This is a genomic window from Paracerasibacillus soli (assembly GCF_042432965.1).
GTDB classification, from domain to species: domain Bacteria; phylum Bacillota; class Bacilli; order Bacillales; family Amphibacillaceae; genus Paracerasibacillus; species Paracerasibacillus soli.
The window spans coordinates 30,434-44,185 of record NZ_JBHLWL010000035.1 but is presented as its reverse complement, the minus strand read 5'-3'; the positions used below and the strand labels follow the sequence as shown (position 1 = coordinate 44,185).

Sequence of the window (13,752 nt, the reverse complement as noted above, 5' to 3'; positions counted from 1 at the left end):
ATTTAACAAAATAATTAAATGAGGAATTGAATGGGGATTTCTCTTTTACTCAAAAAAGAGTGAAAATGAGTGTCGTAGAACTATAGGTAGTTAATTGGCCATGCTAATCCAGAGAGAAAATCTACTATCCTTTGTTTTAATTTGATGTTAATTTTTGAACATTGAATGTAATTCCTTTTTTTAGCACTTCCGTAAGCTCTAAGGAATTCCCTGGTTTTGAATTTAATTCTTTCTTTTTTACTGGAGTTGAAGGTTTCTCTCTATCAGCACTCAAATATCGTTTTTGATTAACGAGTAACGTAACGGATCCTTACAATGTTGTTAAGGCAGTTTAAGACTTAGTAAACTAACTAGAAACAACACTAAAAAAGTTATGTATATAGTTTTCTTGTTCCTATTCCATAACATGGGGCGGGTAAGCCAGCGTTCATTGCTATTAAAAATATAGAACTATCTTCATAACTAACAATTATGTGTAGGGATTATTTTTACAGTCCATTTCTTGTCATATTGATGGGAATTCACTATAATTGTGTTATAGTAATACTTACAAATTACAAATGTCATTGACTTAAAAAAGTAACCGAGGCGTAAAAAAAAATCCCCGGCTTCCTTTGAATATAGTCAATGGCATTTTTTTGTTGGGGATTTCTCAGGAGGATTTTTTATGAACGACAAAATCAATATAGTAGTCGAATACATTGATGAGCATTATCGAGATGATATAAACTGTGAAAAAATTGAAGGGCTAACAGCAGGGTCTATCAAAACTTTTGAGGAAGTGTTCCAAGAAAAGTCTGGCATAAGGTTTAAGGATTATAAACTCCGTAGGCAGTTGACCTTAATTAAAGAGGAAATAATGAAATTAAATCTATCATTAGATGATGCGGATGTCACGCCTTTTGAAAACCAGTTGATTTACTCCTTTTACTTCCAGCGTGAATTTGCTATTTCCTTAGAGGCTGCGATCGAGCATAAGTATCTTTCCCTTCAGCCAAAGTATAAATCACCAGAATGGGAAAAAAATGATAGTGTAATTTTTAAGTTACTAAAAAAATATAAACCGAATGATGCACTTAGGTTCTTACTATCTTTACCACCTTGTTATTTGAATGCGTCAGATCAACTTGGTTTTTATGCCAAGGGTGTACCTAGATTGGGATATGAAAGATCTTATCCTATCTTTCCGGATTTAGATGATCCAATTTCGAGATTGAAAAACCTCTACACTTTAGAAAACGACATTTTAATTAAAGATTCGAAAAACCGCTCAATTAGATATGCAATTGTCAATAGGCACCTGATTTATAAATTGATCCTGGAGCACGAAGCTAAAATAGAGTACTCACTATCAGAATTGAAAACCATATTGTCATTTTTACCTTATAGGAATGTAAACTTTCAATTTAACAAGGAGCGACCAGTGGTTAAAGAAAGTATACTTAATGCTTTACATAATCATAATTTTGACGAAGACCAATGCGAGAGCCTTCTGGATCTTCTGGTAAGGATAGGCGTGGACTACAGTAAGCCAATAAATGAAAGGAAAGAAGGACAGGAAGGGTTATCCAACTGACTATTTTTTTGAGAGCCTGGAAATGGAAAAACTTATAAATGAGATAAATGAATTGCTGATACAAGGCTTAGTGTATTTGAATGGTATTGAATAGGGTTTAGTTAGTACTTTTGAGATATAGTGGTCAGTAACAATAATAGTGAATAAATAATTGAAGAACAAAGGTGTTACAGCTTTTGGGGAATTCTGTCTTAAAAAAAAGATAGGATTTTGCCCCCGGGTAGTAACACCTTTTTGTGAATCTAAAAATAGGAGGGAATTAGAAGTGTTATTGAATTTTATTCAACAATTGCAAAGAGAAGGCAAGAGTTCACACACAATTCTAGCATATAGAAGTGATATTAAGCAGTTTCAGGAATGGTTAGAAGATACGGTTGGATATAAAACTGAAATAATAACTGAAACAGATCTACGTGAGTATCGTCAGTATTTGAATTTAAACAGAAAACTAAAAGTAACCAGTATAAATAGGAAATTAAAGGGTATTGTTCGCTTTCAACATTATTTATTTGAAAATAATGTTTGTAAGGAAGGGATAGAACTGCGAAATGTTCTTCAGAAAAATAATATTGAATTGGATTATGAAGTTAATGTTGTTGAAAAACAGGAGCAGTACCGGTTAAAACGGACTATTGAAGCTACTGGAAACAAAAGGGATATATTAATATATTATTTTCTTTTTGGAACAGGGGTAAGATGCAACGAGCTGGTTTCGGTTGAAATTGACGATATTCATCTAACTGGGCGTAATGGAAAAAGTAATTATAGTTATGTATTAATACGAAGTGGTAAGGGAGATAAGTTACGAAAGGTTAATTTGAATGCAAGTGTTGTTTCCGCTATTAAAGATTATTTTGAGGTAAGGCCAGATGTATCATCAAAAAAGCTATTCCAAGGTCAACGGGGAAGTTTAACAAGGCTTGCTATTAATAAAGTATTGGAAAAATACAGCAAGAAAGCCCAACTAGAATATGTCGTAACCCCACATATGGCCCGTCATACATTTTGTACAAATTTATTAAAAGATGGAAAAGTGGATCCGAAAACGTTGGCCATATTAACCGGTCATAGTTCCGTTGATACACTTTACCGTTTTTATATCAATAGTAGTGCTGAAGACAAACAAAATGCAGTAGATGGTTTGTATCTTTAGGGAGTAGATTTATTAAAATGAATAAAGATTTTTTTTATTTTAATAATGAGTGTTTAAACAAATAATTAAAAATTAAAGATTAAAAAGGGAGTAATCAACAATGGCTAACGGCAAATGGAGCAAGGCAAAGTTAGAAAGATATTTAAAAGAAGGAAGAGGTCAGGGAATTGGATCAAAATACAAGGGATGGATCAACACATATGAATTCTCTTCCCGTGGTCGTGCAACGAGATTATTTGGAATAAAAACTAATAGAATTCACCAACTTCATTCGGATAATCAGTATAGGGCTTTCTTAATCTTTGAATTTAATTCCAAAGTAACGGATATTCGAGAATCATTTCCCCTACTCGATATTCAAGAAGTAATTGATAATAAGGATGATTTACGTTTTGATAAATTTACCGACAAAGAAACAAAGGAACCTTACGTTTTTACGACAAATTTCCTTTTAACTGTAAATCAGCCCGACGGAAGTGAAGAGTACCTAGCTAGAAGTATTAAAAATACATCGGAATTAAATCGTAAAATTACGTTTGAAAAGTTAGAAATAGAAAGAAGATACTGGATGGCCAAGGGGATAGATTGGAAGATTTTGACGAATAAACAATTGCCAAGGCAACTTGCTAAAAATATCGAGTGGGTGCGGGAGACATTGCTAGAAAGTAAAGATGATGTAGATAAAGAGAAGCAGTCACTATCCTTATATAGGGTAATTTTGGAGAACGATGAATTGCCTGTAAAACAGGTGCTTCAGTTATTTGAAAATATAGAGGGATTACAAAGGGGAACGGGATTGTATTTATTTAGATACCTCATTGCAAAAAAGGATATTCAGGTTGATATGACACGAATCATTGATCTTAATTCTAGCATGATAGATTTAACGGGGAGGAATCGTGATGGAGCTTAAACAGAATATGTTGTTACAATTTAGTGATGGAAAAATCATTAGAATCATATTTTGTGATCGCTTATCTTCTATTATATATGTCGTAGATATGGATGCTTTAAGATGGCCATATGTGATGAAGATGGAAGTGCTTTATTCGCTAAGCGATAAAGGTGAAATAGATTTAATGGACGAAGATATATTCTTTCGTGTTATTGCAGAGGAAGAGCTTAGTGATGCGGAAAGTAAAAGAAGGGATACAGCATGGGAAATTGTTAATCATGTACTGGATAAAGTAGAAAACGAAAAACAACTTCTAGCAAGTAAGTACAGGGAAAGGGCGATAAAAGATACCTTGGAATCCTATAAAGTTAACTACACCACTGTAAAGAATTATTTAATTCGGTACTGGAAGGGTGGTAAAACCCGAAACGCACTACTGCCAAATTTTCATTTGAGTGGTGCTAAAGGAAAGGAAAAGAACGTCGGCGAAAAAAAGAGGGGAAGACCAAGAAAATCTGGTTCAAAACAAGGGGTAAATATTGATGGAAAAATTAAAAAGTATTTTAAGATAGGTTTAAATCGCTACTATTACAACGAAAGACAGAATTCGCTTAAAGCCACATATGAGTTGATCTTGAAAGACTTCTTTACTGAAGAAAAGATGGACCATGAAGGTAGAACGGTACCGGTTATTATGGATCCAACAAGGATTCCAACATATCACCAATTTTTATACTGGTACAAGCAAATCAATAATCCTAAAAAGGAATTGATTAGTAGAAAAGGAACAAGAAACTATTTCCAAAATTATCGTGCGATTATCGGGGATTCTACGCAGGATGCTGGACTAGGGCCCGGTAGTTTATGGCAGATTGATGCAACACCTTTCGATATTTACCTTGTTTCTTCAAGTAACAGAAACATCATTGTCGGAAGACCAATACTTTATTTGGTTGTCGATGTGTATTCACGCTATATCGTCGGAATGAACATTAGCTTTGAACCCTTCAACTCTTATACCGGTGTAATGGTTGCACTAGCAAACAGCATGTCCCCTAAAGAAGACTATTGTAAACAGTATGGTATATCACTGGATAAAGGTGAATGGGATGTTGCTTGTGTTCCACAACGTATATTTGCTGATCGGGGTGAACTAAACGGAAAACAAATTGAAAGTGCAATTGAAGGTTTAGGCATTTCTATTTTGAACGCACCGGCATATCGTGCAGATTATAAGGGTATTATTGAGCAGGCCTTTGCACAATTAAACATTAAGGTGAAGCCCTTTGCCGATGGAATTGTAAAGAATGGCATAAACGTCGTTGAAAGAGGCGATGAAGAATACAGATTGAAGGCTAATTTAACTTTAGATGAATTCACTAGGGTTGTGATCAAATGTGTACTTTTCCATAATAATCACCATGTTTTAAACGAATATGTACTGGATGAAATGATGATTAGTGAGGAGGTAGAAAAAGTACCATCGAAAATATGGGACTATGGAATGAAAAATATGAAAGGACAATTACGTACCTTACCGGAAAATATAATAAAACTACATCTTCTTCCGACAGCAATCGGATCAATTAATTCCCGTGGTCTAAAGTATATGAAAATGTTATACGCATCAGACTACACTTTAATAAACAATTGGTTTCAGAATGCCCGAATCGACGGGAGTAGAAAGGTAAAAATCTGGTATGATCCAAGAGATTTATCACACATCTATGTGATTAATGAAGATGGTGAATTTCATAAGTTAACATTACTTGAGCATCTTACCAAATTTAAAAACAAAGGAATAGAAGAAATCAACCAGATAATTGAATATGAGGAATCCTTGGACAGCAAAAGTAAGGAAAATGAGCTTCAAGCTAAAATGAAATTATTTGATGATATTGAAGATATTGTTGGAAAAGGAAGAAAGAAAACCAAGGCGGAAAAAGATGATAGTTTGAGTAAAACCCGACGATTGAAAGGAATAAGGGAGAATCAACAAGTGGAAAGAGAATTGCAAAGGAATCAGATGAGGGAGATAAATGATACAGACCAGAATGACTATGAAGTTCCAGTTGATTCAAATATGTTAGAAGTTCAAAATGAGGACCTAGGCATGTTTAGAATGCTACAGAAGTTAGATTGGGATGATGAAGATTGATGCAAAATGGCATATATTTACCAAACGGGATGGAGGCTATCCAAGCCCATTATACGGAATTTCCTTTGGAGGAGTTCAATCAAAATCCTTTAATACAAGCATTGCCACCCTTAGCCAATAAACAAACTATAATAAGAAAACTAATGGTGAAGCCAATCTATAAAGAGGAAGATAAATATGCCGAGAGTGTTTATCGTCTGCATATGGTGAATCGCTTGTATCAGCTCTTTCAGCCGTTGCCCAAGCATGTTGATGTTTGGAACATGATTCATTCATTAATCGTGCAGGGGTATATGGCAAGAAATCCATTTGATAAAAAATATAAACAATATATAAATGAGACTGGTAATGAGATTATCAATCGTTCCTTTGATATTAATAGTAGAAGAAACTTTAGAACAACAGCAGGGTGCGGTACATTTTTGGGATTTTCGGGTATGGGCAAAACAACCACAATCAATAGAATCCTTAGCAATATCCCACAAGTTATCATTCATAATGAGTACAAAGGGAAGCATTTTAATCAAATTCAATTAGTTTGGCTCAAATTGGAAGCCCCAAGTAATTCGAGCTTAAAGGCATTATGTCTACAATTTTTTATGAAGATAGATGAAATCCTTGGTACCAATAATTATAAAAAGTATGTGTCCCGCAACATGTCAGTAGATAACATGTTGCCTTTAATTAGTCAGGTAGCACACAATATAGGGCTTGGTCTTTTAGTGATCGACGAAATACAGCATATAAAAAGACGTGGTGCCGATCAAATTATGAACTTTTTTGTTAGCCTAATCAATACCGGTGTGAATGTAGCTTTAATAGGAACACCAGGGGCATACCGGTTATTTGGGGAAGAGTTAAGAATCACAAGGAGATTAACTGGTAATTCAGAAATAATCTATAACAATATGGGGTTTGGAAGTGAGTTTAAGTTTTTACTAGAATCTATTTGGAATTACCAGTGGACCCAAAAATTTGTTCCATATAATGAAGAATTTGCAAAAGTGATTTATCAAGAAACATTAGGTATATCGGACTTAATGGTTAAGCTAATTGTCTTTTCACAGCAAACAGCAATAGAAACAGGTAAAGAGGAATTAACGATAGAATTGATAAGAAAAGTTGCAAAGGAAAAGTTCAGACTGATGAAACCAATGTTGGATGCCATACGGTCAGGGAATCCCCATAAAATTGCAAAGTATGAGGACATCAGAAGGATTGATTTGGAACAAGCAACGATTCCAACAAGCAAACCGACAATAAGTAGTGAATCTAAAAAAGTAAAGAGAGTTAAAAGCAATGACAAAATAGAAGTAAATGAAAAAGTGGAAAGTCCAGGCAAAAAAGCAAAGCATTCTAAAGAATATATGGAAGGTGACTTACGTTTCTTACTTCAGGAAGGAGTAAAAAATGAAAAATCCCCATACGAGGTTTTACTTGAAAGTGAATATATTGAGGATGTTGAAAAATGGATTCGGGTGAATGTAAGATGATCAATATTCTCCCGGAAATATACAAAAATGAACTTTTTTATTCAATAATTGCTAGGTATCGAAGGATGTGTGGAATGGTGAGTAAGCGGGCACTGATGAGGGATATATTTGGTGAGGTTAATACCATTACATCTTCCTATTTCCCTCAGTACATCGACCGCTTTGTAAACAACCTGCCGCCAACTTCAAAAATTACTGTACAGGAGATTATTAATAATCACACGATGTTTCCTTTTTATACAGCATTTCTACCAAAAGCGAAAACAGAAATGATTTATAAAATAATGGAAAAGGGCGGGAACAAATCACGAATTAATATCGAACAACTAATTGGCTTTGGTGGGAGCAAAGTAAAAAGATCCAATTACTTAAAATATTGCCCAATATGTTTCAAAGAAGACATTGATACATTAGGGGAAAGTTATTGGCGTACAAATCACCAGATTGTTGGATCCTTATATTGTTTAAAGCATCATGTTCTCTTAAAAGACAGTTCGGTTTTAAGTACTGGTAGCGGCATTCAATATTGGTGTGCCGATCAACAAACTTGTGATGCAAAGGTTTTGATGGATCCTTATCCTATTAAGATTAAAGAGTTGAATATAGAGTATGTACAAAATGCGGAACTATTGCTGCACAATGGGTACCCAAGAAAGGAACTGGATTATATTATTCGATTTTATATAGACAGGTTGAGGGAAAAAGGATTGGCTTCTAGTAATGGTAGTTTATATATGAAGGAAGTGCTTAGTCAATTTATGCTCTACTATCCTGAACAATACCTGGAGCTGATGCAGAGTAGTTTTACTCCAGACAGTCCTTCTAATTGGCTTCGTTTATTTGTCACAGGTAGTAATAAAAATAGAATCCCTTTAAGACATTTGCTTTACATTCAGTTCCTAGGAGTAGATTTGGATACCTTTTTTCGCAGTGACGTAGTAGTGGGGAAGAAACCTGATACAAAAAGTTTTAATCCTATTTTCGATATAAAAAAGAGAAGAGAAAAATGGATGAAATTGGTCACGGAAAATCACGGAGCAACCCGTAGTGAATTAAAAGAAATAGGAAAAGGGCTTCATACGTGGATATTCAGGCATGATCGAGAATGGTATGAAAAAGTGACACCAAGAAACAAGGCAAGAAAAAGGAGTGCGGATTCCATTGATTGGGAACAGCGGGATACAGATTGCTTGAGGATTGCAAAACAAGCAGTTGAAACTATTTTAAATAGAGATGGTAAACCCACAAGGATTACCCCTACAAATATTAGAAATACTTTGGGAATTGGTAGCTGGTTTAATAATAAGAAGTTAATAAAGACGAACCAATTTTTACAGGAGGTAAAAGAGAATACAGAGCATTTCCGAATTCGGAAGATTAAGTGGGCTATAGATGAAATGCTTAGTAATGAGGATACAATAACACCGTATAAGATTCAGTTATTTGCTGGATTTGGAGGGAGTAATAAAGAGATAAGGGAGCTAATACTACAGACATTGGAAGAATATAAATGAATGATAAAAGAAGCTATTGATTATTCAGTGGCTTCTTTTCATTATTAAAGATTAAGTAAAGGAATGGTCCTATCGTATATGGTAATCGAAAAGTGAGCTACTGTAATGTTAGTGAGTTTTTTTCCATAAAACTCATTTGGATTTATACAGTGAGGCGGGCATGATACCCTGATTGGGGTGCGAGGTCCTTTCTACCCACACACTTTCGCAAGGAAGTTATGCCAGAGTAGCTCGATGTCAATCCTATGCTGTACTCTTAGTTTGTGAATTCCTCAAGTATTAGGCAGCTTAAAATTGGCTGCGAAATGGCTCAAATTTCAATTGCGAAACACACTTGTATGAAATAATTATTAATATGCTATGATTGAAATAAACATTCTATATAATTTGGGGGATTACAAAATGGATGGTACCAAAACTTTATTTAAGGAGAAACTGCCGAAGTATCATCATCTAAAAAAAATACGAGATAGACTATGGGCGGAAGATGAGAAAAGCAGCGTCTCAGTGATGGTTGGGTCAGGATTTAGCTTGAATGCAAATAAACTTGATGATTCACTTGATAGCATGTTGACTTGGTTAGGACTTAAAAATAAAGTCCTAGAAGGATTAAATCATTCTGAATTACCGAATAGCGAGAACGTTTTGGACATTAGTGAAAGTTATGTGGATGAATATGGGCGAGATAGTTTAGATACTCTAATAAAACAAGCTGTTCCCGATCAAAACTATGAACCAGGTGAAATTCATAAAAGTTTATTAAGACTCCCTTGGTCTGATGTGTATACAACTAATTATGATACGTTGTTAGAAAGAACATTGCCATACATTATTGAAAGAAATTATCATGTTATTTATGATGTTCGGGATATTCCCAACTCGGTAGCCCCTAGAATCGTGAAATTACATGGAAGTTTTCCTTCAAATAGACCGTTTATTTTTACTAGAAGTGATTTTGATTCATATTATACTGAATTTGCTCCATTGGTTAATATGGTACAACAATCAATTATGGAAACAACCTTTGTATTATTGGGCTTCTCTGGAGATGATCCCAACTTTGAAAGCTGGACAAAATGGGTACATAAGAATTTGGGAGAGCATATGCCAAAAATTTATATGCTGGCCTATGATGAGCACAAAAGAGAAAGTTTACTAAAAGAAAGAGGAATAACTCTTATTGATTTTAAAGAAGTATATAAAGAAAAGAACACGGGAAATGTGTATGAGCAAATGTTTAATGATGTCTTTCAATATTTAGCCTATAAGGAGAAGAAAGATGAAAGGGATTGGCCTTATAAAAGTTATTTAGGAAGTTATTTTAAAAAAATTGATAACGCATTAGATACCTTTATTTATAATAGAGAAAATTACCCTGGATGGCTAGTTATGCCCGACATAATCAAAAAAAGAAGTACTGAGTCAGTACAATTAGCTTGTAATGAATTGGAAAGGTTAGCGGCAAATAGTGAAAATGAAATATCCAAACGAATATCGGCAGTAAATGAAATAATTTGGGTGTATGATACTTTTCAAATTCCTATTGATTATGGTCTTCATAAAATGATGAAGAAATTAATTGACGAGAGTACCGCAACGGATTGTCCTGCAGGTATAGAGAGCATTATTGTTAGATTACTCAAAGAAGCTAGACTTGATTATAATGAAAATGATTTTAATACGTATCTTGAGATACTAGAAAATAGGGATTTGAACGAGGATGTTACGAATCGGCTTATATTCGAACAAATTTTGATGAAGACCGCAAAATTTGAATATAATGAAGCTAGGAGTTTACTCGATGAATGGTCATTAACAAATAAGGATATTGAATGGATGGTTAAAAAGGCGGTCATTTTTTCAAGGATTGGTGAAAAGGAAAAAGCTATAAAAATATTAGAAAATAACTTAACTACTGTTAGAAAAATAATAGCAATAAAAAATAATAACTATCGTTTACTGTCCTTAGAGGGAATTATACTATCAATTCTCATCCGTTTAGAAAGAAATACTATGCAAAATAGTAAAGAGAGATTATTAATATTAGAAACAAGACTCAGTAATCCATTGAGAGAATTAGACTTCATGTTTAGTAGGATAAAACCATATGAAGATAAGACGAGACTACTTGAGAAAAAGGAATTTGATCCGAACCGTATAACACGAACAAGTAGATTTAATAATACCCTGGATTTGGAATTGATTGACTCGTACAGCATGCTAATGTTATATGAAGAGTTTGGTTTAGGGTCTACTGGTCAAAAGTTTGCAAAGAATGCTATTAATATTGCGTTAAAAAATGCAGAAAAATTATATCCTTTTTATTCCTGGATAATGTACTTACGCATCGGTGACGTTAAAGAAATCAATCAATATTTCTCTAGGGATGTTATTTATAAAACAGACAGAACTAGCCTATCGCTATTTGCTGAAATAGTTATGGGGGGAATCCTTAGTAAACAGAATACTAATTTAATGTTAGAAGTATTGTCACGTATATACTTTGCCTTGCGAAAAGAAGAAAAGGTGAAGGTCGATAAAGTAGTTATAGAATTATATGAAAATAGAAGTTTTCAGGAGGGAAATCGTAATAATAAAAAAATATTTGAACATCTTTTTAGAAGGATATTATTTGATAAAAATAATGATGAGAAAGGAACTTTTATAAGTGAAGTTTACAAACTTCCTATTATTGGTGACCCTCAAGGAAGTCTCTCTGAGATGATTTTAGATGAATATAGCTTTTATGATCCTTCATTTGAATTTGACTTTTCAGGTCATATAGAAATAGATGTTGACATTGCCGAGGTTAATAGATTACTAAAAATCTTAAAAGGAGAAAAAAGTAATATTCGTGATGCTTCTCTGAGGAGATTAGCTAACCTTTTAGCAACTGACAATTTGCCCGATGAATTTGTAGCCACGTTTAGAACGGGTATAGCTGATATTATCAGAAAAGAAGAATCTAATTACTGTAATGGTTTATTAGAATCTTACCTAGTATTAATAACTAATGATATTGAACTGCAGGAAAAATACAGTCATTTACGTATTCAAGAATCAATACCAAAATCCCATGACAGTACAACTGGGGTAACTTCAATTGGTATTGGTTTAGATACACTATTAAGGGATTTAAGAAATATTTTCCCAGGATTTAAAAACAAAGAGAATTACTTTTTATCTTTAACTAATGAGACATATACTACTTGGTTGAAGAATTTTTATGAATGGTGGGAGAGCCAGGAAGAATGGTTGCTCAGAGAACAAACTGAAAGTTTATTCGGGAAAAGTGATGACTTATTAATCATGATTATATTTTTGAAGAACTCTTTTTTGCCGAATATCCCAATTAACTGCCTGACTACTTCAGATAAGGATAAACTCGAAGGAATATATTTAAAATTGTGCGAAATAAAGCCAGAAATGGCTTTATTACTAATACCGGTATTATTGAGGATTGGTATAGACACACAAAATGGGCTAGAAAAAATATATGATGGATTAATGGGAAACAATATAGAGATATTTAACTCGTCAGTAGCTGCAATTTATGATTTATCAGTTTTGAAAAGTCTTGGTGAAATAACAGTAGACTTTTCAATGTTAAAAACAACCATGTTAGATCTTTTCATCTATCGTAAGGAAGTAACCTTGCTTGAAACGACAAAATCAATAAGTAATATCACACAAGATGTTCCCGATTTTTTTAATGATAATGAATATCTAAGTATTGTAAGTACCTTGAAATTAATATTAGATGATTTTGAGTACAACTATTATCATAATAGTTTAATATCAGGACAAGAAAATGAATTGTTATCTGAATTAGCAAATCTTGCCGGACAAATATACGTCCTGGGAAAGACAACCTATAAAGAAGAATTAAAAGATTGGAAGACCTTTATAGAAGAAGACAGGTTGCCAGAAGTTAGAAGATATAGTGATTTATTCGAATAGGGTTAAGTTGGGATTATTTTATACAGATAGATGAGTAGGGGGTTATCGGAAGCCTGCTGATCATCGACTAATAGCTGGTTCCCTTTCTTATCTCTATAACTCTTCATTCTCTACTATGTCTAGTTAAAAAATAAATCACCTAGTAAAAATAAACATTTCCGATTCTGACCCTGATTTCGTTATAATAAACATTTCCGATTTCGGGGTCTTTTTCTTGAAAACCCTTGCTACTACTAGGTTTATTCTTTTTTCGGGCTTCTTTTATTTCGGTTATCTTTATTCCAACTCTGAAAAAACAGTGAAAAAGTGTGTGAAAAACAGGCGAAAAAGCGGTGTTTTTGGGGTTGAAAAGTGTGAAAATGGGGGTTCGGTCGGAAATCTTTATTTTAACTCGGACGAAGGAATGCGGGTTTGGGAGTGGCGTTTTCGGTGATTTATTTTTTCATGTAACAAAATTGTCTAATTAAAATAAACATCTCTCAGTTAAAATAAACATTTCCGATTCGGACTCTATTTTCGTTAAAATAAACATTCCCGATTTCGGGTCCGGATCCAATAATTTCTCGGGTTTTTCCAATAAAAGCCCGGGATTTTTTATGCCCATAATTGGGCAAAGAGGAGAGATAAAGGAATCTTACTTCTATCACTCTCTGCTATGCTATCCCTTGTCATTACTGTGTATATTCAATATCTCACCCATGATTAATTTCAATAATTAATTCAATACGTATTCAATATTTATTCTTCTTTTCCCTTTCATCTTTTCTCGCTTTTTTCTTCTCTCTATTCTCGGAGAACTTTAATTTAAAATCGTAAAAAAGGTGAAAAGACAGGCATAATAGAGGGAAGAAAATGCGTATTTTTGAAAGAAAAAACATCAAAAATGAGGGTTCTGTCGGTAAGCTTTATTTTAACTCGATCGGTGGAATGCGGGTTTGAGGGGGAGATTTCGAAGGAGTTTATTTTAATTTCACATAGTAGTAAAAAGAAATTTAGTCTAGCT

Annotated in this window: 7 protein-coding genes; all 7 read left to right on the top strand. The window is 33.7% G+C overall.

The features are described from left to right. Positions 1-667 precede the first annotated feature (667 nt). Positions 668-1,576 (top strand): hypothetical protein, encoded by a 909-nt coding sequence (locus tag ACFFIS_RS09990; RefSeq protein ID WP_390187297.1) that lies wholly within the window; start codon positions 668-670, stop codon positions 1,574-1,576. Positions 1,577-1,841: 265 nt separating this feature from the next. Continuing rightward, entirely contained in the window at positions 1,842-2,729 is an 888-nt protein-coding gene (locus tag ACFFIS_RS09985; RefSeq protein ID WP_320378233.1) for a tyrosine-type recombinase/integrase, read from the top strand. 100 nt (positions 2,730-2,829) lie between these two features. Continuing rightward, entirely contained in the window at positions 2,830-3,642 is an 813-nt protein-coding gene (locus ACFFIS_RS09980) for a TnsA endonuclease N-terminal domain-containing protein (RefSeq protein ID WP_390187293.1), read from the top strand. Beyond that, positions 3,632-5,782 (top strand): TnsB C-terminal domain-containing protein, encoded by a 2,151-nt coding sequence (locus ACFFIS_RS09975; RefSeq protein ID WP_390187291.1) that lies wholly within the window; start codon positions 3,632-3,634, stop codon positions 5,780-5,782. Before ACFFIS_RS09980 ends, ACFFIS_RS09975 begins: the two co-directional genes overlap by 11 nt. Then, positions 5,782-7,275: an AAA family ATPase gene (locus tag ACFFIS_RS09970; RefSeq protein ID WP_390187289.1), complete on the top strand. Its 1,494-nt coding sequence runs from the start codon at positions 5,782-5,784 to the stop codon at positions 7,273-7,275. Before ACFFIS_RS09975 ends, ACFFIS_RS09970 begins: the two co-directional genes overlap by 1 nt. Then, positions 7,251-8,789, top strand: coding sequence for a TnsD family Tn7-like transposition protein (locus tag ACFFIS_RS09965; protein ID WP_390187286.1), 1,539 nt, complete (start codon positions 7,251-7,253; stop codon positions 8,787-8,789). Before ACFFIS_RS09970 ends, ACFFIS_RS09965 begins: the two co-directional genes overlap by 25 nt. Before the next feature lie 402 nt (positions 8,790-9,191). Next, positions 9,192-12,749, top strand: coding sequence for an SIR2 family NAD-dependent protein deacylase (locus ACFFIS_RS09960; protein WP_390187283.1), 3,558 nt, complete (start codon positions 9,192-9,194; stop codon positions 12,747-12,749). Positions 12,750-13,752 lie beyond the last annotated feature (1,003 nt).

Excerpts from the sequence above, each read along its gene's own strand:
- ACFFIS_RS09990 (WP_390187297.1), top strand. The coding sequence starts at position 668 with ATGAACGACAAAATCAATATAGTAGTCGAATACATTGATGAGCATTAT.
- ACFFIS_RS09980 (WP_390187293.1), top strand. The coding sequence starts at position 2,830 with ATGGCTAACGGCAAATGGAGCAAGGCAAAGTTAGAAAGATATTTAAAA.
- ACFFIS_RS09975 (WP_390187291.1), top strand. The coding sequence starts at position 3,632 with ATGGAGCTTAAACAGAATATGTTGTTACAATTTAGTGATGGAAAAATC.
- ACFFIS_RS09970 (WP_390187289.1), top strand. The coding sequence starts at position 5,782 with ATGCAAAATGGCATATATTTACCAAACGGGATGGAGGCTATCCAAGCC.
- ACFFIS_RS09965 (WP_390187286.1), top strand. The coding sequence starts at position 7,251 with ATGGATTCGGGTGAATGTAAGATGATCAATATTCTCCCGGAAATATAC.
- ACFFIS_RS09960 (WP_390187283.1), top strand. The coding sequence starts at position 9,192 with ATGGATGGTACCAAAACTTTATTTAAGGAGAAACTGCCGAAGTATCAT.